This window comes from Bartonella melophagi K-2C, from assembly GCF_000278255.1.
GTDB lineage: Bacteria > Pseudomonadota > Alphaproteobacteria > Rhizobiales > Rhizobiaceae > Bartonella > Bartonella melophagi.
Genome location: NZ_JH725081.1, coordinates 594,129 through 615,475 on the forward strand (window position 1 = coordinate 594,129; position 21,347 = coordinate 615,475).

Annotated in this window: 13 protein-coding genes, 1 tRNA gene, 1 other RNA gene and 1 pseudogene; 8 read left to right on the forward strand and 8 right to left on the reverse strand. The window is 34.7% G+C overall.

Annotated features, from left to right (window positions below; genetic code table 11):
• Positions 1 to 117: 117 nt before the first annotated feature.
• From carA to ME3_RS02505, 5 genes and pseudogenes are all read right to left on the reverse strand, one after another.
• Positions 118 to 1,314, reverse strand: coding sequence for a glutamine-hydrolyzing carbamoyl-phosphate synthase small subunit (gene carA, locus ME3_RS02485; protein WP_007476820.1), 1,197 nt, complete (start codon positions 1,312 to 1,314; stop codon positions 118 to 120).
• Positions 1,315 to 2,222: 908 nt separating this feature from the next.
• A complete protein-coding gene (ubiC, locus tag ME3_RS02490; RefSeq protein ID WP_007476822.1) occupies positions 2,223 to 2,741 on the reverse strand; it encodes a chorismate lyase in 519 nt (172 codons plus the stop codon).
• A 575-nt stretch (positions 2,742 to 3,316) separates the two neighbouring features.
• Positions 3,317 to 3,568 carry a GlsB/YeaQ/YmgE family stress response membrane protein gene (locus tag ME3_RS02495; protein ID WP_007476824.1) on the reverse strand — a complete coding sequence of 84 codons (252 nt, stop codon included), beginning with the start codon at positions 3,566 to 3,568 and terminating at the stop codon, positions 3,317 to 3,319.
• Positions 3,569 to 3,641: 73 nt separating this feature from the next.
• Positions 3,642 to 4,004: pseudogene (locus ME3_RS02500) on the reverse strand (hypothetical protein); the annotation flags it as partial.
• Between the two features lie 523 nt (positions 4,005 to 4,527).
• Positions 4,528 to 5,748, reverse strand: a complete 1,221-nt coding sequence (locus ME3_RS02505; RefSeq protein ID WP_007476829.1) for a mechanosensitive ion channel family protein — start codon at positions 5,746 to 5,748, stop codon at positions 4,528 to 4,530.
• Between the two features lie 132 nt (positions 5,749 to 5,880).
• On the opposite strand from ME3_RS02505, the gene dnaG reads away from it, so the two are divergent.
• The 3 genes from dnaG to ME3_RS02520 all read left to right on the forward strand — a co-directional run bounded on the left by dnaG (position 5,881) and on the right by ME3_RS02520 (position 11,267).
• Positions 5,881 to 7,818 (forward strand): DNA primase, encoded by a 1,938-nt coding sequence (dnaG, locus tag ME3_RS02510; protein WP_007476831.1) that lies wholly within the window; start codon positions 5,881 to 5,883, stop codon positions 7,816 to 7,818.
• 324 nt (positions 7,819 to 8,142) lie between these two features.
• Entirely contained in the window at positions 8,143 to 10,146 is a 2,004-nt protein-coding gene (gene rpoD / locus ME3_RS02515; protein ID WP_007476833.1) for an RNA polymerase sigma factor RpoD, read from the forward strand.
• 659 nt (positions 10,147 to 10,805) lie between these two features.
• On the forward strand, positions 10,806 to 11,267 hold the full coding sequence (locus tag ME3_RS02520) for a YcgN family cysteine cluster protein (RefSeq protein WP_007476836.1): 462 nt from the start codon (positions 10,806 to 10,808) through the stop codon (positions 11,265 to 11,267).
• Positions 11,268 to 11,316: 49 nt separating this feature from the next.
• Here the strand turns inward: ME3_RS02520 and ME3_RS02525 are convergent, their stop codons facing one another.
• Complete coding sequence (locus tag ME3_RS02525; protein WP_039952487.1) at positions 11,317 to 12,057, reverse strand: SIMPL domain-containing protein; 741 nt, start codon at positions 12,055 to 12,057, stop codon at positions 11,317 to 11,319.
• Between the two features lie 171 nt (positions 12,058 to 12,228).
• Between ME3_RS02525 and ME3_RS02530 the strand changes: the two genes are divergently transcribed.
• Positions 12,229 to 12,305, forward strand: a tRNA-Ile gene (locus ME3_RS02530).
• 1,048 nt (positions 12,306 to 13,353) lie between these two features.
• On the opposite strand, the gene ME3_RS02535 is transcribed toward ME3_RS02530, so the two are convergent.
• Complete coding sequence (locus ME3_RS02535) at positions 13,354 to 13,890, reverse strand: helix-turn-helix domain-containing protein (RefSeq protein WP_007476840.1); 537 nt, start codon at positions 13,888 to 13,890, stop codon at positions 13,354 to 13,356.
• A 367-nt stretch (positions 13,891 to 14,257) separates the two neighbouring features.
• Between ME3_RS02535 and ME3_RS02540 the strand changes: the two genes are divergently transcribed.
• A complete protein-coding gene (locus ME3_RS02540; RefSeq protein WP_007476843.1) occupies positions 14,258 to 15,298 on the forward strand; it encodes a DUF475 domain-containing protein in 1,041 nt (346 codons plus the stop codon).
• 72 nt (positions 15,299 to 15,370) lie between these two features.
• Here ME3_RS02540 and pncA read toward each other — a convergent pair whose 3' ends face one another.
• Entirely contained in the window at positions 15,371 to 15,979 is a 609-nt protein-coding gene (pncA, locus tag ME3_RS02545; RefSeq protein WP_007476845.1) for a bifunctional nicotinamidase/pyrazinamidase, read from the reverse strand.
• A gap of 738 nt (positions 15,980 to 16,717) precedes the next feature.
• Here pncA and ettA point away from each other — a divergent pair.
• From ettA to rnpB, 3 genes are all read left to right on the forward strand, one after another.
• Positions 16,718 to 18,367 carry an energy-dependent translational throttle protein EttA gene (gene ettA, locus ME3_RS02550; protein WP_007476848.1) on the forward strand — a complete coding sequence of 550 codons (1,650 nt, stop codon included), beginning with the start codon at positions 16,718 to 16,720 and terminating at the stop codon, positions 18,365 to 18,367.
• 868 nt (positions 18,368 to 19,235) lie between these two features.
• Positions 19,236 to 19,520 (forward strand): hypothetical protein, encoded by a 285-nt coding sequence (locus ME3_RS02555; protein WP_007476850.1) that lies wholly within the window; start codon positions 19,236 to 19,238, stop codon positions 19,518 to 19,520.
• Positions 19,521 to 20,914: 1,394 nt separating this feature from the next.
• An RNA gene (rnpB, locus tag ME3_RS06710) (RNase P RNA component class A) lies at positions 20,915 to 21,303 on the forward strand.
• Positions 21,304 to 21,347 lie beyond the last annotated feature (44 nt).

A 21,347-nucleotide genomic window follows, 5' to 3' on the forward strand; every position in this document is an offset into this window, starting at 1 on the left:
TCAATAAAATATAACTCCCTGTGTTCTATGAGTGAATCTAACTATTTTGTTATCTCAAGAGCTGGTGTATTTTAATACATAAAAAATGCACCAGTGTTTGGTGGAAAATTCAAATTATTAGGCTGTTTTTTTATACTCTACGATTAGATTATGAAAACGCTGGAAAAGATATTGACTGTCTTGTGGTCCAGGGGAAGCTTCAGGATGATGTTGAACAGAAAAAACAGGTTTTCCAATAATCTGAATGCCACAATTTGAGCCATCAAAGAGAGAAATATGTGTTTCTTCAACATGTTTTGGTAGAGACGCTGCATCTACGGTAAAACTATGATTCATTGACGTAATTTCCACTTTTCCAGTGGTAAGATCTTTTACAGGGTGGTTTGCTCCATGATGTCCTTGATGCATTTTTATGGTTCTGCCTCCAACAGAAAGAGCAAGGAGCTGATGGCCAAGGCATATACCAAAAAGTGGAATATTACAGTCAATTAGCTTTTTTATAGTTGGGACTGCATATGCGGCTGTAGCAGATGGATCTCCTGGTCCATTGGAAAGAAAAATGCCATCAGGATTCATTGCTAGAATTTCTTCTGCATTTGTATGTGCTGGCACAATAGTGATATGCGCACCTTGTGTTGCCATAAGGCGGAGTATATTGCGCTTAATGCCATAATCAATCGCAACGATATGAAAATTGCATTTACTGTTTGTACCGTAACCTTGATTCCAAATCCATGCTTTCTCATTCCATTCCATCGACTGGTGTGATGTCACTTTTTTTGTGAGGTCGAGATTGATGATCCCTGACCATTTTTGCATACGTTTTTTTAAAGCACTGAGATCAAAATTTCCATTTAAATCATGAGCAATAATGGCATTTTGCGCACCTTTTTCACGGATAAGAGCGGTCAGTGCACGTGTATCAATGCCACAAATTGCAATGATTTGACGCATTTTAAGCCATTGATTTAAATTTTCATTTGCACGATAATTAGAGGGATAAGTAATATCTGCTTTAAAAATAACGCCAACTGCACCATGGTGATTGATTGGTGTAAGATCTTCAATATCTTCGCTATTTATACCTACATTGCCTATATGAGGAAAGGTAAAATTAACGATTTGTTTAGTGTATGATGGATCGGTGAGAATTTCTTCGTAACCTGTCATGGCAGTGTTAAAACATATTTCTGCTTCAACAACACCTGTCGCTCCTGCACCTTTACCTTCGATAACGGTTCCATCGGCTAATACTAAAAGAGCTGTAGGTTTGCTCGTGCACCAAGGTTTGGGAGATAGGGTGGTTTGTGTCATAGTGTGCGCTCACCGTTCGACGTCATACGAAAACCGCAGCCATAGCAGATGCTGTATATTATCTTGCAATGTTTTGCTTAATTTTAAAAGTATAAGTATATTCCATAAATAGGTAAAGCCCCACTTTTAGATTTTCCGAGACTTTTGTTATTATTATACATTGTCAGATATTAAAGAGTGCTGAAAGAGTATGTACCCATTTGAACAAAATTGGATAAATTTATGTTGCGTTGATTAGATTAATAGAACGCTCCAAATGATTTTGTAGAAGAAGAGAGAACAAGTTTTGCTCTACGTTACTTAATGGATATTATGTGATTAAAGAATATCAGAGTATTTAGAGTGTTTGATGATGATGAAGAAAAATAAAAGTGATAATAGCCAGAGACATTCTATTTTAACAAAAATGGTGGTTTTAGAAATCAATACGTGTTTATGAATAAACTGATATTTTGGAGCTTAAAACGCAAGTAGCAGAGGTTGTTGTTTGCGATCTCTCTACCAGTTAATAGGGCACAAGGAGATTAGTTTTTATGGTATTTTAGGTAACGAGAGTTAAAGAATGATGCAATATAGGGTGGGTAAGTTATAACTTTGTTCAAAAGAGACGACTACATAGATAAGTAAATTTTTTAAGGTTAATAGTGATAGCGTTTCATAGACGCTTAAATAAGTTTATCAAATTGACTAAGCAATATCTCAAGCTGTTTTTTATAACTAATAGGGCGTTAAGCTAGCAAAAAATAGAGTGCGTTATTGTAAATAAATAACACTCAGCTATATAAATGTTATGAGGGAATGAGTAAAAGTAATCAAATTAGTGAGTTTTCATTGATGGAGGGCAATGAATAGGATCTTTTTTATTTATTATATACTATGTTTCTTTTCAAAATATTGATTTTTCTAAGTTATATAAGGTCAGTTTTATATATTGGTGAAGCAATTAAAAACAGCTCAGTCAGCAATAGTGGTTTGTCTGCTAGCCGTAAACGAGAACGGCGCGCCCATAGCGCATCTTTTCGGCCAATATGAATGTAATCACGGGTTAGTTCTTTACTGTTAAATAAATAACGCCCTAGAGGTATATTTCCCAAGTTTGTTAGTTGATTGTGATCATCTAAAGTTTCTTGTGGAATCACTGTACGCCCCAAAAGCCAGAGTTGATTGTCTCCCATTAGTACAATTTCGCGTAACCAATAACGGGAGGTATCAGGCAAATGCTCAGCCTCTTCTTCTAGTTCATCATAAGTAATGAAGCATTCACGTTGCAGTTTAATATGTATCTGAGTACAGTGACGTTCCAAACGACGAGTCATAGAGCCTGGTTCCATCAACCAATCTTTGATAGTAATAGGCACTGAAAGGTCTTGATCAGATAACCACTTTAACGGTGGTAAAATAGAGTTTCTCGTTCTAGTACTCGACATAATTTAAACTACATGTTGCTCTAGATAATACGGATCGTTAAAATACCTATTATAAAGCTTTCTAATTATAATATAGAAATACAACAGCAGCAAGCTAATAAGAGTAGGCATAAAATGGATGATTGACTTTATGACTATAGTTTTAGTATTTCGGCGATAAACAAAATTTATTAGTATGATTAGCGCATTTTATTTTAGTGAAGAATTTTGATTATCGATATTATACTATTTTACATTATTTTATGCAGGAAATGCTAATGGTATAAACGTGAATTACGGTAATTATTTCATACTGGACACAGTTATTATTTAAACAATTTGCTATATAGAGAAAGTTTTTAGAGAATATTAGCTAGTGTGTGAAAAATATTTTTTCGTCTTCACATCAAGATTTTATCATTGATTATGCTTTTAAGGTTTTGGTCATTGATAAATCAATATTAATTCTAATAGGATGATCGTTGTGCTGAATGCTTATTTGCTATATTTAGGTGGTAGATTATAATTTTAAAACTAAGATAGAATTTTAAGGTGAGTTTCAAAGGCACCAGAAGGTGCCTTTGAAACTAAGCATTTTATGGCCGGATTTTTCGACCGACCCATATAAGAATGCAGGCGCCGATGAAACCTGAAATAAGGTAACCAAATATACCAACAAAAGTAACACCAAAAAGGCCAAAAAGAAAGCTAGCCAATGACGCTCCAATAATTCCTAGGATAATGTTTAAAAATATTCCTGTTCGGCTGTTCATAAAATATTGTGCAGCCCAACCTGCAAGACCACCAATAATAATAGCTGCAATCCAGCCGATGTTTGCATCTTCCATTACGCTCTCCTTTGCCTGAATTAAACTGTAAATTCTAGGTAGGGTAAGCTTTTTAAAGGTCAAGTCTTTCTTGTTATTTAGAAGGGTTATGGAGGCGAGAACTTTGGGGTAGTTCTTGTTTTTCTAAAATGGGATAGAATATAGAAGAGAGAAGAGAATTAATTTGTTTCAAATGATGAACACTATCAAGATACAGACTGGATGTTTCTATATTTTGGATATTAATTTCATGTAAGTAATTTAAATTTTTAAGCTCATATACTATGGAGTGATCTGGATTTTCATAAAATTCCATTTTTTGCAGCATTATAATCAACAAGATCACAGATATGAAGCACTTCTCATACATGACATTAGAAAATGCTGAAGTTGGGCGATTAAAAACACTATCATCAAGAGCTGTTTGTTTAGTTAAGTCAGAAGTTTTGTCAGGCTGCATTTGTACTTATATGGATAAGTGCAGTGGTTGGTTTTTAAACGCATCTTGATAGTATTTTTTGCAAGAAGGGAGCACAATTAAAATAATGTAGGCATTTTAAAATAATATAGGCATTGTACATTAAAATCAGAGCTGCGAAAGAAGAGCTTAAATTAATGCTAAGGACCATCACAACGATAGTTGGGTATGAGTAAGATCATAATTAGCAAAATTGATTAACAAAATGATACCTGTAATGGAATGAATGTAAAAAATAAGTTACAACTGCCACCAACAAAAAACAGAAATAAGATCTGTTGAAAAATAATGGCGGTATTAGGCAAAATCGTGCTATTATATAAAGGTTTTGTGGCGGTGTTTATCATATGTTCAATTCCTATTCATACCATGCGTATGTAATCTAAAAAAGTAGAGAAATAGCACCTGCAAGATGAAGAATTACTAATGTTATTCGTGATACTTTTTCTTTCCTTTTTATGTCGAGAATATAGTTCAATTTAAAGAATTTATATAATTAAGCTTACTTACGGTTTTGTTTGGTTTCAAATGCGTGAACAAAATCATAACCACTTGGGTTTTGAAAAAGCTTAAGACCAAAACTGGGAAGGATGGAATAAAGATGGTCAAAAATGTCAGCTTGAATTTGTTCATACTCTATCCAAATAGTGGTGTTCGTAAAACAATAGATTTCTAAAGGTAAACCATTTGGTGTAGGGGATAATTGCCGTATCATGAGAGTCATATTATTTGTAATATTTGGGTGATTTTGTAAATAAGATAAAACATAAGCGCGGAAAGTTCCAATGTTTGTTAAGCGACGGGTATTAGCTGATATATCGCGATTTTTGTCTAATTTAGCATTCCATTCATTGATTTCCGGTAATTTTTTTGCAAAATAGTTTTCTAACAGATTAAATTGCATCAAGTATTCTTGTTCTTCTTCTCTATGAAATCGGATACTAGATTGGTCAATAAAAAGAGATCGTTTGATACGCCTTCCACCTGATTCTTGCATGCCGCGCCAATTTTTAAAAGGATCGGTTACAAGTTTACGAATAGGGACGATGGTAATCGTTTTATCAAAATTTTGGACTTTGACAGTATGGAGTGCAATTTCAATTACATCTCCGTCTGCACCGAGATTAGGAATTTCAATCCAATCACCAACACGCACCATATCAGTAGATGAAATTTGAATACTTGCAACAAGGGAAAGAAGCGTGTCTTGGAAGACTAAAATCAAGACAGCTGCCATCGCACCAAGACCGGAAAAAAGGATAAGAGGGGAGCGGTCAATCAATTTAGCTAATATTAAAACAGTGGCAACAGTAAAAAGTGCAATTTTGGCGATTTGAATATAACCTTTTATCGGTTTTAACCGCGATGTTGGCCGTTGTTCATAAAGGGTATTAACAATATTGAGAAGTGCAGAAATTATTAAGACAATAACAAAAATAATAAAAGCGTTGGAAACATTACGAATGATGGTACTGAGTGGATTGGGTAATGTAGGGATAAAATTAACACCGATTGAGAAAATAAAGGCTGAAGCAGTATTAGCCATGTGTCGAATGGTATACTCAGTGTCATTAGTTGTATCTGCGGGAAGAAAAGAAAAAAGCTGTTTTGCTTTATGAATAAGCAGTTTGCGTGCTAAAATATTAATTAAAATAGCAATAAGAGTGAGGATAATGAGCCAAGAAATAGTCTCTAACAATGGATATTGAGCAAATTCGGTCATTTTTCTATCTCCATTTCTCAAATTATTTGGGGTTGATCACTTGGAATTTATCAACCATTTAAGAGAAGTATTGGAATTATGCTTCAAAGTAGTTAAACATACAAAAAAGAATTTAAAACTCTGTGAGATATAATGCGTTTTCCACCTGATTTCCTTGACGAGATCCGCAGCCGATTACCAATTTCAACGGTTATTAACCAAAGGGTGACATTTGATCCTCAAAAAAGCAAGCCTGCACGAGGAGATTTTTGGTTTTGTTGCCCATTTCATGGTGAAAAAACCCCAAGTTTTCATTGTAATGATCGTAAAGGTTGTTATTATTGTTTTGGTTGTGGTGTGAGCGGTAATATTTTCACTTTTCTTTGTGAACTTGATGGATTGCAGTTTTTAGAAGCTGTAGAGCGTTTGGCTGATCTTGCAGGAATGAAACTACCTGTTCTTGATCCACAAAGTTATGAATGTGAAATGCAGAAAGCCAGTCTTTATGATGTTATGGGAATGGCTACGGATTTTTTTCAATGTAACTTGCATAATAAAGAGGGAGAACAGGCGCGTTATTATCTTGGTGAGCGTGGCGTGACATCAGAACTTATAAAACGCTTTCGGATTGGTTTTGCTCCAACAAGGCGTACAGCTTTAAAAGAAGCGTTAAGTATGCGTGGTATTTCGGTAAAACAGATGGAAGATTGTGGTCTTCTTGTATCGGGTGAGGATGTTACAGTTCCTTACGATCGATTTAGAAATCGTATCATATTTCCTATTGAAGATTTACGTGGGCGTGTGGTGGCTTTTGGAGGACGCGGATTAGATAAAAACGTGCGAGCAAAATATCTCAATAGTCCTGAAACGGTACTTTTTCATAAGGGAAATATGCTTTACAATGCAGCTTCTGCTCGCAAAAGCAATCATTCCATGGAAGAGCAAAAAGCACGCTCTATTCTTGTCGTTGAAGGCTATATGGATGTGATTGCGTTAACGAAGGCTGGTTTTGAAAAGGTGGTAGCGCCTTTGGGTACAGCATTAACAGAGGAACAAATTGCACTTTTATGGCAAATAGAACCTGATTGTGTTTTTTGTTTTGATGGGGATGATGCTGGTTTAAAAGCTGCTTTTCGTGTAGCTGATCGTGTGTTACCCCTTTTAAGGGTGGGGGTATCTGTACATTTTATTTTATTGCCACAAGGTGAAGATCCAGATGAAATTATTCGTGCCGGTGGTGCTCCTCTTTTTAATTCTTTTTTACAAAAATCAATCCCACTGATTGAGCTTTTATGGTGGCGCGCTACTTATGGGAAACGTTTTGGAACACCAGAAACACGAGCAGCGCTGGAACGAAGACTTAAACAAGAGGTCTTTACGATTAAAGATGAAGATGTACGTCGTTATTATTTTCAAGATATAAAGAAACGGCTTTTTGATTTTTTTTCTCCTCCTTTTTTACAAAAAAAGAATGTAGGAGGATATAGTAAAAACCAAAAGGATGAAATATTTAAAAGGCAGCCTTTTTCTGCTTTAGAAAATTCTAATATGGTGCGTAATTTGCCGCATTCTATTCCTTTGCGTGAGGCGGTTATTTTACTAATTTTAGCCCACTACCCTGATCTTTGGTATGAGAACTTTGAAGTTCTTTCTAAGTTAGAGTTAAAAAATACAGAATTAATAAATTTTCATCAATCGATGCTGGAAATTCTTGGAAGCCAGCAGATTCATGATAAAACAGTAATGATTATGCTTTTAGAAGAAAAAGGGCAAAAGGCTATTTTAGAGCGCATGAGAAATCTTGTACAAAGCGTTGGTATGCGTACTACTTTTACTAAAGCTTCCATAGAAGATGCTCGTGCTGTATTAAAACAAGCTATCTACTTGCATCTTCGAGAACACCACCTACATAAGAGATTACAGGATATTGAGGAACAACTCATGAAAAATCCTAAAAATGAAGTTTTTGATTTACTGCGTGAGACGAAAACTGAATTGGAACAAATGCGAGCAACGGAAGCTTTGATTGAAGGGTTTAGGTGTTGGTTTGATGAAGAAACAGATGAGAGTGAGCCAAATAAGATAAAATGATTCGCTTTTTTAAAGCGAATCAGTCACCAAAGTCTAATGTGAAAAAATCTATTGTAAGAGACGACATTTTTGTGAAGAATGGCGAGTGAATTTTAAAAAAGCGGAAATTGATTCTTACTATGGAGTGTAGAGATTATCTCAAAAGGGCTAAAAGTGTCGGGGAAACTTCTGTAGTTTTCCCGCGTTTTTATGTGGGTAAAAGCGTATGTAAAGTGTGTCTTTGAAAGTGAGGATTTTATCCTAGGATAAATTGTTGACGCGCTAAATGAAAACGCAAAAAGCTGGTCACGTGAAATCTCTTAGTGATCAAGTGGAGTTAATGGTATGGCAACAAAGGCTAAACAAAAAGATAGCGTGGCAGAAACAGGCCAAGTAAGTTTGGACAGTCCTCTTCTTGATTTTTCCGATGATGCTATCAAAAAGATGATTAAACTCGCCAAGAAAAATGGTTATGTGACAATGGATGAGTTGAATGCAGTTCTTCCTTCTGAGTCAGTTACATCTGAGCAAATTGAAAATGCATTGGCCATGCTGTCTGAAATGGGGATTAATGTTGTAGACGACGAAGATGAAGTTGATTCTGAGCCTTATGAGGAAGAAATTACGATAGAAAGTAGTGATTTAGTGGAGGCCACCAGCCGATCAATTGCGACGATATCGAAATGTGATGCAACAGATCGAACTGATGACCCGGTGCGCATGTATTTGCGTGAAATGGGAGCAGTTGAATTACTTTCACGTGAGGGTGAAATTGCCATTGCTAAGCGTATTGAAGCAGGGCGTGAAACAATGATTGCGGGGCTATGTGAGAGCCCTTTAACATTTCAAGCCTTAATTATATGGCGTGAAGAATTAAATGAGAAACGTATCCTTCTTCGTGAAATTATTGATCTTGAAATGACTTATGCTGGTCCAGAAGCCAAGCAAGCTCCTGCTATTGAACGTAGTGAAGTAGAAAGAATAAAAGAGGAAATGACGTGTTCTAGTATGCATGATGTAGACGATCTTGCAGCAGACATTGGTGTTGAAGATGATGAGGAGGATGAAGTTAACTTATCGCTTGCAGCGATGGAAAATGAACTGTGCCCTCAAGTTATGGAAACTTTAGATTTTATTGCTGAGGCGTATGTAAAACTGCGAAAATTACAAGATCAACATGTTGAAAGTAGTTTAGCAGATTGTAAAGAGGATGCTCTTTCATCTTCTCAAAAAAAGAAATGCACTCAATTGAAAGCTGATTTAGTTCAAGCGGTAAAGTCTCTTTCTTTAAACCAAAATCGTATTGAGGCATTGGTTGAACAGCTTTATGATATCAATAAACGGTTGGTTCATAGTGAAGGTAAATTGAAACGGCTTGCTAACAACTATGGAGTTGGGCACGAAGATTTTTTAAAAGAATATCAAGGTCGTGAATTAGATGCAGATTGGATTAATTATATTGCGACTTTGCCGGGATCTGGCTGGAAAGAATTTTCAACTCGTGAAGCCAAGGTAATACAGAGTTTGCGCAGTGAAATACAAAGTCTTGCACAAGAAACTGCTATCTCAATTGGGGAGTTTCGTCGAATTGTTACACAGGTACAAAAAGGTGAGCGTGAAGCAACAATCGCTAAAAAGGAAATGGTGGAAGCTAATTTACGCCTTGTGATTTCAATTGCAAAAAGATATACTAATCGTGGTTTACAATTTCTTGACCTTATTCAAGAAGGCAATATCGGCTTGATGAAGGCGGTCGATAAATTTGAATACCGGCGTGGATACAAATTTTCAACTTATGCAACATGGTGGATTCGTCAGGCAATTACACGCTCGATAGCTGATCAAGCACGCACCATTCGTATCCCTGTTCATATGATTGAAACTATTAATAAGATTGTTCGTACATCACGTCAGATTTTACATGAAATTGGGCGTGAACCTACACCGGAAGAATTGTCTAGCAAACTTTCTATGCCATTAGAGAAAGTGAGAAAAGTGCTTAAAATTGCAAAAGAGCCTATTTCACTTGAAACACCAGTCGGTGATGAGGATGATTCTCATTTAGGTGATTTCATTGAGGATAGAAATGCATTATTGCCGATTGATGCAGCTATTCAAGCTAATTTACGAGATACAACAACTCGCGTACTTGCCTCACTAACACCGCGTGAAGAACGTGTTTTGCGGATGCGTTTTGGTATTGGGATGAACACTGATCACACGTTGGAAGAAGTTGGTCAGCAGTTTTCAGTTACACGTGAGCGTATCCGTCAGATTGAAGCAAAAGCGCTTCGTAAGTTAAAGCATCCTAGCCGTTCACGGAAATTACGAAGTTTTCTTGATTCTTAATAATATTACAGTATATTTCAAAAATTATCATTTGTTGTAATGAAAACTTTAGTGTGTCATTTTTGCGAAACTTTTAAGAAAGATAAAAGAAGCGATAGTGCATAATTGGAGAAAATTCACTGTTCAAGCAATATAATAACTTAAATATTTATTACTACGCTCTGTGGAAAAAAAGACAGTGTAAAATCATGGAGATGATCTGCGAAGAAATAAATGACGTCATAAAAACTATTTTTTGTACATATAGGTAAAGTTAACTCCAGAGGGGATGATGTTGATATGCTTCACGTTGAAGTGTGTCAAATTATAGGTAAACACAACAAATCTCTTTTTTATAAAATAGCTTATACAAGTGTATAGTTTGTAGAAGAAATTTCATTTAATTTTTGTCAATAATTGTAGTCTGTAGGATTACAATTAGGTGTGGTTTCTGAGTTTGAGTTCATTTGTAGTAAGATATTTTCATAAGGTATTTTTTATATGAGATTTTTTCTAGAGATATCTTTTATCTTTGTTTAATTAATCTTTGGGAAGATTGTTTTGGGGCAGAATGAATATGGATGGTATTAAGCTAGCTTAGAGATGTATAATGTTACAGAAACAATATTGTACCTATTTTGCATAAATTTTCTTATTTAAAAAAAGAGTAGAGTCGATTTATGAGTAAAGAGGCTCCCTTTTGGAAAGTTAAAAAATTAGAAGAGATGTCCATTGTTGAGTGGGAGAGTCTCTGTGATGGTTGTGGCTTTTGTTGTTTGCATAAAGTAGAAGATGAAAACACTGGTTATATTTATACAACTAGCGTTGCTTGCCGTCTTTTAGATATGGAGACTTGTCAGTGTCAAGATTATGCTCATCGTAAATCAATAGTTCCGGATTGTATATTATTGGATATTGCAACGGTGAAAAAAGTTCATTGGCTGCCAAAAAATTGTGCTTATCGGTTAATTAATGAAGGAAAAGACCTTCATTGGTGGCATCCACTTATATCAGGAAATCGCCAAACGGTACATCAAGCACAATTCTCTGCACACGGGAAGATTGAAGTTCACGAAAATGACTTATCATCTGACAAGGCCTATCTTCAATATATCACCGGCATTTTATATGAGGGCCGGTGATACAATTTTTATGTATCGTTTTATGTACGAATTAGCGACTATACCTTACTTAGTCGATAGAAAATGTTACAGTGACACTGACATTATAGTTCAATTCACCACTTGAAAAATTTGTATCTGCATAACTTGTAAATTGTGCACTTCTGCTTAAGCGCTGTGTTGGATGAAAGTTATTATTATTTTCATTAATTTCAATGATTTTACCCAATTTTAAATTAGCTGCTTGTGCTAAAGTTTTTGCTTTTTCAATAGCTTCAGCAATAGCTTTTTGACGTGCTTCTTTATAAAAAGGTTTTGTATCGGCATTGGTAAAGGTAATGCCATGGATAGAATTAATGCCAAAAGATATTGCTTGATCAAATATTTTACCAACGTTAGCAAGATCACGGATACGTACCGTTAAAGAATTGGAAACTTCATAAATATTTTCGTTGTTTTTTTGTTCTGGCTGTTTATCTGAGCTAGATTGATAAATAGACAGATTTGATGTTTGCAAGTCGTGTTCTTGAATGTTATTTTTTTTAAAGGAATCTACAACATCGTTCATAAATTTATTATTGTCTGCTAATGCTTTTTGAGCGGTTTTATCGTGAGTAACAATAGATAGATTGATAATTGCCATATCTGGTATTGCTTGGCTTTCACCTGTTGCAGTAACTACAATAGTTGAATTTTTCATTGTACATCCTTCTGCGTGTACAGAGAATGAAGTGGTTAGTAATGTTAATGCTGCTAACATGGAAACTTTAATTAGGTTAGTATTTTTTAACTGGAAAATTATTTGTGTCATATTCATTTTCACTCCTTTCATTTATAGATTTTTACTTTTTCATTTTCGGGAATCATTGTAAGAGTTAAGATACTGAAAGATAAAAAACGAGAGAAATTTAAAAAAGTGAATTATAATTCAAGCAGTCTCTTGTATCGTAAGGCATTTTAGTTTAGAGAAAAATAGTCTGTAGGGCCTGTAGCTCAATTGGTTAGAGCCAGCGGCTCATAACCGCTTGGTTGGGGGTTCGAGTCCCTCCGGGCCCACCATTCTCTTTTTTATCCCTATAAGCAGTTGATTTTATTATATTTAATATGTCTTCCGGGGCCAGAAGTCATCTAGTAAGTCAAAATATCTTTTTAGGGTAAAGATTTACATAGTTGTTTATTTTGTTGATTTTTTGGCTTCCTATCAGGCACATTTTTGTAGCTTTGTGATTTATTTAATCAAGTTTTCTGGTCAGTGCTTTAGCATAAAGTGTTTGTTGTATACTATTGGTTGATTACAATATTGTTCTCAATATATTCCTCTGCTATTTTCGCACAAAAATATGGAATTTTATTAGATTTCAAAAGTTTTGTGAGGGAAGGGGATATTTAAATAAAGCTATTAGCTTTTAAAGGTGCTCGTATCCAATAGACTAAGTTTTTCTTTATCATCCATAATATATGTATTTTTATGTGTTATAAAACCTCAGGATAAGATTTTGCTATCGAATCTATAAAATAAATTACATGAATAGTTATGACATCAATGAAATGGAAGTTGAAAAATTTATAAGTATTCATTTAGTGGATATGACAATAACATATTTAGGAGCGACGATTCTTTTTAAAACATGGGTTGGAAACTATTATTATAAAAATGGAAAATAAGGAGGGTTGCTTTCTCAAGGGATGAAGCGGGTTATTTTTTTCAGTTAAGAATAATCGATATTATTTGCAGGATGATGATAAGCTTTAATGGTGATTTGTGATTAGTTTGGCAAAAGATGTATTACTTATAAAGCGCGAAGGTGGAGGCTGTGAATATAAGTGCGTTGGCAACCACAAAAAACATTTAATATCCTCCTCCTTCTAAGAGCGACCCAAGTAGCCATTTTTACAAGGAGCTATTTCATATTCTAGAACTAATTGTTTTCAATTTTAACTGGTGTTGAAAATAAGAAAAATTGTATCACTGCAAACAGAGCTTGTTTGATTATTTTACTACAGCAAAAATTATAAAACAGCTTAAACTTTATCAATATGGTAGAAATATAATACTACTGTCCACGTTAATAAAATTTAAGCCTGATTTTATTTGAAATGAATATTATTAGCTAGCGGTCGTTTCTTTGTGCGAGATGCTTCGAATAAGTAAATCGATAAACAAACTAAGAGCATAAGAGTTGGCCATATTTGCTTTCATATTGACCAAAGAAGTAATTGCCTTTGGATTGAGGACATTGGATATACCTTGTGTCAAAAGATATTGCTGTAATTTTTCATAAGAATTTTCAATCTTTTTTTGATTTAGTGTATCGTTATGATCATTTTTGGTAAGAATATCTTCAATTGCTTCAATTTTTTTAATAAAATAATTCCAATCGAATTCACTTCTAGTGCATTCGGTATCAAACATTTTTCCTTGTCCAGTTAAAAGCCAATTAATGTTGACTCCATACAACGTGCGGTATGCTTGTAATACGCTAAGGTTAGGTTCTCTTTCTCCACGCTCATAAAAGGCGATAGAATTTTTTGTCATGCTAAAATTTTTAGCTAATGTTTCACGTGACGGATCGCCTAAAGCGAGGCGTACATGACGTAAACGTTTTCCAAATACAGTTTTTGCTTCAGTTTCAGGACGTGCCACGAATTATCTCCCTCAGTAAATCATCATGGTATGAGCTTTGTGTTGGTAAAAGCACACAATGTATGAATATCTCATTACCTAATGTCAATATTTATTGACTTTTATTCCTCTTATTTTTTAAAATATTTAATAAATATTTGGATTAAATTTTAATTTTTTGTATTTTATTATTATAAAGAATAACCTTTTTATTGGAAGAAATATAGGCTTTTTTGATTTTTCTCTTGTTTTTTCTTGGAGAGATTCCATATAAATTTTACAATGTATATTATTGTACTTATCAATAGATGTAATCTTTCAGTCTTGTGATCTTTTAATATGAGTGAGTAGCAGGATAGATTAAAGAGATGATTTTGAGGCGTGATTCATGGCCCTATTAGGTTATTTTAGATGGGCTTTTTTCTTCACAATTATTGGTGTTTTTGGGGGTGGATTTGTTGGTTGGTTTGAGACGGGTAGTCTCATTGGTTTTTTAAAATATTTTTTCATTTGCTGTATTTTGGGAATTTTGGAAATTTCTCTATCTTTTGATAATTCCATTATCAATGCACGTATTCTTGGAAAGATGGATCAGCTATGGTCCCGTCGCTTTTTGACATGGGGCATTTTAATAGCAGTATTTGGTATGAGGGTTATTTTTCCGTTACTGATTGTTGCTTTTGCAGCTTGGATTAGTCCAGTTGCAGCAGTCAAATTAGCACTGTGGGAGCCACATCAGTATACTGAAATTTTGACAAATGCTCATGTGGGTATTGCTGCTTTTGGGGGAACTTTTCTCATAATGGTTGGTTTAAAATATTTTTTTGATCCTAAAAAAGAGGTGCATTGGCTAGCATTTATAGAGAAGCCAGCTCAGAAGGTTGGTTCATTTGTTGGAGTTGATATTGCTATTGTTTTAATTCTGATGTTGTTTTTCTTAGGGCAAATTACAACAGAAAATAAGCTGACTGTTTTATTTGCTATGCTTTATGGGCTTTTAACATTTTTAGTGGTTGAAGCAGTTAGTTCACTTTTGGATTCCCAAAAAAATACTTTAGTCACTATCGCTAAGGGAGGAGTGGGCTCATTTCTTTATTTAGAAATTCTGGATGCTAGCTTTTCTTTTGATGGTGTTATGAGTGCTTTTGCTTTTTCACATAATCTTTTTATTATTGCAATTGGTCTTGGTATCGGTGCATTTTATGTACGTGCTATAACTATCATGTTGGTTGAAACAGGAACATTGTTGCATTACCGCTATTTGGAACACGGTGCTTTTTACGCAATCTTGGTACTTGCAGTGATTATGTATATACAAATTATTATGCCGGTGCCTGAAGCATTAACAGGACTTATTGGTGTATGTATTCTTGGGGTAGCATTTTATTCCTCCATTCGCTTTAAACATAAAACATTATCTCCCGAATAATCTGTTGTTTTGAAATACAGATTCTATAAAAACCCTTCTATTTATTACCACAAAACAGGACTGGGAAGTGGTTTATAATGTCATTAAGAGCTCTATGCCGGTTTCATTCATAGTTTTAAGCATCGTATTTAATGATCCATTTAGATCAATACCGGCACAGGCGTTCAGTGAAACACTCACTTTAAAGCCGCATTTTACGGCATGAAGTGCAGAAAATCCCACACAGAAATCAGTAGCCAAACCACATATAATTAATTGTGTAAAACCACGCTCTTTGAGATAACTTTGTAAGCCTGTTGGCGTTTTTTGGTCATTTTCAAAAAAAGCAGAACAACTGTCAATTTTTTGATGATAACCTTTTCTAAGGATAAGTTGTGCTTTATCAACCATGAGAGACGTATGAAATTTTGCTCCTTGTGTTCCTTGTACACAATGATCGGGCCACAGTGTTTGAAATCCGTAGTCAAGCTTAACCGTATCATAAAGAGATTTGTGGGGATAGGAAGAAGCAAAGCTGCAATGGCCTTTGGGATGCCAATCTTGGGTTAAAATGACATGATCAAAACGGTTTATAAGGTCATTGACAGCGGGTATAATAGTATCGCTTTGTGGGACTGCAAGTACTCCTCCTGGTAAGAAGTCATTTTGTACATCGATAACGATTAAGGCTTTTTTTTCCATAAATTTATTCCTGTGGGTGATTTTTTGTCGTGCCTTTTAAAGATTGTATTTCGTCTTAAAGTTTTGAGATGATTTGGTCAATGTTTGTGCTTATTTTGATGATTTAAACCAAAAGAAATGAATGGATCAGTTGGTACGATAATTTTTGTAATTTTGTACTAATTTGTAACTGTGGATCAATATAAGTGGTGCACTATTTAGTGGTAAACTATGTGTTGGTACAAAGCTTTGATGATAATAGGGCTGGAGCATTAGATTTTATAAATGTATTTTCACTTTTTAATGCAGTTTTAATCACATAAAATAATATACTGGTCATTTATTTTGATGACATCGAAATGATAAAAAGAGGTGGAGAAAAGTGGTGTGATGTAAAATCTGTAAGGCGGGAAAATGGTGCATAGAAAATTGGCTTTCTCTTATGATTTTTGTTGCGCTAATAGATTGGTTTAATATGATAAAAGTGTAGTTTTGTATCCTGTATGGAGAAGAGAGGAGCTATTTGATAGCATAAGTCAAGTATGATTTAAGAATATTTGCTTTTTGTACTTTGAGATAGTGTTTTTCTGCCTTTGAAGCGCAAAGTAGGGCTTGTGGGATTAGAAAAAATATATCAATATAAAGATAAAGCTGTTAGGGCATTATTTAAGTGTTGCTAATTGTGAAATTTAAGAAAAGCTAAAATAATACTTTCGAAATTCTCACCCTTTAATTTTGTATAATATCAAAGAGAAATTTATGGCACGTCAATTTATCTATCATATGGCTGGGGTCAATAAGATTTACGGCAGTAAGAAAATTTTGGAAAATATTCATTTATCTTTTTATCCAGATGCTAAGATTGGTATTTTAGGCCCCAATGGTGCAGGTAAGTCGACAATTTTACGTATTATGAGTGGGGTAGATAAGGAATATACAGGAGAAGCATGGCTTGCTGAAGGAGCACGTTGTGGTTATCTCCCGCAAGAGCCTGTTCTTGATCCAAACAAAGATGTATGGGGTAATGTGATGGAAGGGGTTGCAGATAAGCAAGCAATTTTAGATCGTTATAATGAACTGATGATGAATTACAGTGATGAAACAGCCGATGAGAGTGCTAAACTTCAAGATATTATTGACAGTCAAAATCTTTGGGATTTAGACAATCAAGTAGAAATGGCTATGGCCGCTCTTGGTTGTCCATCAGGGGAGGAGGGTGTAACGAAACTTTCAGGTGGTGAAAGGCGGCGTGTTGCACTTTGTAAGTTGCTTTTGTCAAAACCTGATTTGTTGCTTCTAGATGAACCGACAAACCATTTAGATGCTGAAACTACGGCCTGGCTTGAAAGGCATTTACGTGAATATCCAGGTGCAGTACTTCTGATTACGCATGACCGTTATTTTCTCGATAATGTAACGGGTTGGATATTAGAATTAGATCGCGGTAAAGGTATCCCTTATGAGGGAAATTATTCTGCTTATTTGAGTGCTAAAGCTAAACGTATGGCACAAGAGGGGCGTGAAGAAGCTGCTCGTCAACGTGCATTGTCCCGCGAAAAGGAGTGGATAGCTTCCAGTCCGAAAGCGCGCCAAGCAAAATCAAAAGCTCGTATCAGGGCTTATGATGAATTGGTTCAAGCTGCACGTGAACGCCGTCCTGGAGATGCGCAAATTGTTATACCAGTTGGAGAAAGATTGGGACAGATTGTTATTGAGGTTGATAATTTGTCAAAAGCGTATGGTGAGCGTGTATTAATCGATTCTCTTTCTTTCAAGCTTCCTGCCGGTGGAATTGTGGGCGTTATTGGTGCCAATGGTGTGGGGAAGTCTACCTTATTTAAAATGTTAACAGGGCAGGAACAGCCTGATTCAGGTACAGTACGCATTGGGGAAACGGTTCAGATGAGTTATATTGACCAGAATCGTGATGCATTGGCAGGAGATAAGACTGTTTGGGAGGAAATCTCTGGTGGAGATGATATTATTAAATTAGGCAAATATGAAATGAATAGCCGTGCTTATTGTGGTGCATTTAACTTTAAAGGTTCAGATCAGCAGCAAAAGGTGGCGAATTTATCAGGAGGGCAGCGCAATCGTGTTCATTTAGCTAAACTTTTAAAAAATGGAGGTAATGTTCTTCTTCTTGACGAACCTACAAACGATCTTGATACAGAAACATTAGGTGCATTAGAAGATGCACTGGAAAATTTTGCTGGTTGTGCAGTTGTGATATCGCATGATCGTATGTTTCTTGATAGGTTGGCTACTCATATTTTGGCGTTTGAAGGTAATGGTCATGTGGAATGGTTTGAAGGTAATTTTGCTGAATATGAAGCTGATAAACTTCGTCGTCTTGGTCCAGATGCTATTAATCTTAAACGTGTCAATTATAAACCTCTGGCCCGTTAACACCACTTTTTTATATGAATACTTATACTCCTAATTTGTCAGTATAATACTTTTTAGAAAATATCTAAGACCTGTATTTTTTGCAAAATATAGTTGCTTGATTTGACAGAGCAGGGCTGTTGAAGATTTTTATTGTAATAAGTTGTCTAATTAATTGATATAATTTATTCTGCTTATTGGAGTGTGATCTATAAAAACTATTTGTTATTTTAAAGTTTTTGCTACAGTAAATTATTTCTTATAATCTTGTACTAAGGATTTAAATTGCTAAAAAAAACTTTATTAACACACTTTGGAGTAAAGTGTGCTTCAAATTGGATCATCTTAAATATTTTTTGCCTAAATTTTTCCATTTTTACAAGGCTTAAAGTTGTTTTTTGCTCTTTTTTTAGCTAAAATGGTGAGAATTTCTTGTTATTTAAAATGTTTTATTTCATAGTAAAGTCATTGCATTAGCGATTATAATGGTTGATGTAATAAGGCAATCAGGGAACCTCTCCCCCCCCTCCCCCGCGTGGATCCCTAGATTGTCTGGCCCGGCTGAAAAATTCTTCAGTCGGGTTTTATTTTTTTATTTAAATTAACTTGAATTCAGCATTACACTGGTACATATATCATTTTAGCAAGTGTAAACAGCTACTTATAGTATGGTGTTAATACATAAATGTTGGGAATATTTTCTAGGTGTTTAGATATTATTTTCAATAAGTGATATAATTATTTTTAAATTAAAAAAATAAAAAACATTATATGCATGATGTAATTATAGTGTGTTAATAATGTTTTAGATCAAAGATGATAAAGTTTCACTGGCGTTATCTTTTTGTTCGAGTATTTCTTTTATTGTTCGTTGCGGTAGCGAGTTTTTGTGTATCAATTTGTGTTTGGTGAGGCGAGCTTTTCACGCCAGACTGATACAACAGATAGTGCCCTAGGAGGGGTGGCAGTATTTTCATCGGATGTTCCAGTGAATCTTTTTAAGATAAGTTCTCAGCAAGAAAAGAGCATTGTTAAGCAGGTACGTCAAAATGCTATTGCTGCTGCCCTTGCGAGTGGTCAGAATAATAAACAGGAACAACAATTTGAAAAAATTGCAGCTGCAGCTGCATTAGAAGTAATTTCTCATTCTTCTGCTGTTAATGTTGGTTTTTAATCATTTGTCTATAATGATTTAAGAATAATCATTTGAAGCTTATTTTAAGAATGCTTTGTTGCGTCCTTTTCTAGAATATAAAAGTATAAAAAATACATTCTGAATTATTTACTACGTTATTGGGGATGAATGATAGGTAAACTGCTAAAGTGTTTTTTCTATAAAATTTAAGCTGTTGATCCATTTTAGCTGCGTGAGGTTGGTGTATCGTAAGCCCGCGTGTGTATGAATGTAAGCCAAAATATTTATTAGGTAATATTTTTAGGGGGCAGAAGCATAAATTGCTTGTTAATAGGTATTACTTATTAGTTGGTAATTGAAATTATCAATGTTTTTTACAAAATTATGTGAAAAATAGATAGAAGCTGGTCATCAAGTTGTCCTTGAAAGCAGTTAATAATATATAATTGAAAGACTGACTTGTTAACATATTTAAGTGTAGTTTCTCATAAGAGAATTAGCTCTGGAGAATGGTTTTTATAACATGAACTTTTGCTAATTGGTATTGATTTTAAATAAAACTGATGATCTTTGCTAGGGATGCTATATGCTTAATGAATAAAAGAGCATTCGTTAAAAACATTCTTAGTCGATATTGGTATTTAAAATAGTAGATTTGGCAATAATGGAGTTTTTAATATCTGTAAGCGATAAATGATGGAGTTTTTCATCATTATTTTTATTTGCATACAATTAGTATTGTAGGTCTATCAAATGAATATATTGTATCACTTTTAAATTCCTTTCTAGATGAAATACACCTTAAAGCTTTATAATTGTGATTAGATGTATTTTAGTGAAAAAAGAAAGAATGTAATTTTTGAAAATCCTTTTAAATTGCGAGCTTTTCTCTATTTTTATATTTTGTGCGAAAGGGTTTATACTGATATTGAAAGTTCAAGCTTAGACAGCAGTTTAATTGTTATTTTCTTTTAAGATATTTGTTCTTTTTTATGAAATTTTAGTTCAAAAATTGCAAATTCAATATAAGATTCCAATTAATTTAGCATAAGCTATTGTTAGTATAAAGGTAACGGTCGTACGCATACAAAAAATTTTTTGGTACAATAGATTTACCAGCGAGGGGGAGTTTCAAAATAACTCTGTATAAAGATCTTTATCATTCTTAAGGCAATTTTGAATGCGGTGTACATTATTTGATATAAATACTTAAATTAAGCAGTGACAATAGCTGTATAATTTTAAAAAATAATGCCGATCGTGCTGTGTAAACGAGTTCTGTTTTAGTTTAAAGTATTGCTCAAAAAATTACAATCTATTTATTTTCATTGAAATAACACTATGTTTTAATGGTAATGAACGATTTTAAGGATATATAAAATATTTTTAAGGGCTATTTTCACTTTGTGAAAAATGTTTTATAAATCATCAAGTCAGTCGGCTGGGCAGCCGCGCTTGTTCAATGTTTAAAAGAGCAGGTGAGGAAAGTCCGGGCTCCATGGAAAAACGGTGCCGGGTAACACCCGGCGGGGGTGACCCTAGGGAAAGTGCCACAGAAAGCAAACCGCCTATTTCATAGGTAAGGGTGAAAGGGTGGGGTAAGAGCCCACCGCGCACTCAGTAATGAGTGTGGCAAGGTAAACCCCACCGGGAGCAAGACCGAATAGAAATGACGTGCAAGATTTTACTTGCAGCCAGTTTCCAGGTGAGTCATTTGGGTAGGTTGCACGAGGCGGATGGTAACATCCGTCCCAGATGAATGGTTGCCATGTAGAGTGTAAACTTTACCATACAGAACCCGGCTTACAGGCCGACTGATATTTTTATAGTTTTGGCACAAGTTTTCAAAAAAATTATGTTTAAATT

Bases quoted from the DNA above. Each gene is read 5' to 3' on its own strand.
- carA (WP_007476820.1), bottom strand. From the start codon at position 1,314: ATGACACAAACCACCCTATCTCCCAAACCTTGGTGCACGAGCAAACCT.
- ubiC (WP_007476822.1), bottom strand. From the start codon at position 2,741: ATGTCGAGTACTAGAACGAGAAACTCTATTTTACCACCGTTAAAGTGG.
- ME3_RS02495 (WP_007476824.1), bottom strand. From the start codon at position 3,568: ATGGAAGATGCAAACATCGGCTGGATTGCAGCTATTATTATTGGTGGT.
- ME3_RS02505 (WP_007476829.1), bottom strand. From the start codon at position 5,748: ATGACCGAATTTGCTCAATATCCATTGTTAGAGACTATTTCTTGGCTC.
- dnaG (WP_007476831.1), top strand. From the start codon at position 5,881: ATGCGTTTTCCACCTGATTTCCTTGACGAGATCCGCAGCCGATTACCA.
- rpoD (WP_007476833.1), top strand. From the start codon at position 8,143: ATGGCAACAAAGGCTAAACAAAAAGATAGCGTGGCAGAAACAGGCCAA.
- ME3_RS02520 (WP_007476836.1), top strand. From the start codon at position 10,806: ATGAGTAAAGAGGCTCCCTTTTGGAAAGTTAAAAAATTAGAAGAGATG.
- ME3_RS02525 (WP_039952487.1), bottom strand. From the start codon at position 12,057: ATGACACAAATAATTTTCCAGTTAAAAAATACTAACCTAATTAAAGTT.
- ME3_RS02540 (WP_007476843.1), top strand. From the start codon at position 14,258: ATGGCCCTATTAGGTTATTTTAGATGGGCTTTTTTCTTCACAATTATT.
- pncA (WP_007476845.1), bottom strand. From the start codon at position 15,979: ATGGAAAAAAAAGCCTTAATCGTTATCGATGTACAAAATGACTTCTTA.
- ettA (WP_007476848.1), top strand. From the start codon at position 16,718: ATGGCACGTCAATTTATCTATCATATGGCTGGGGTCAATAAGATTTAC.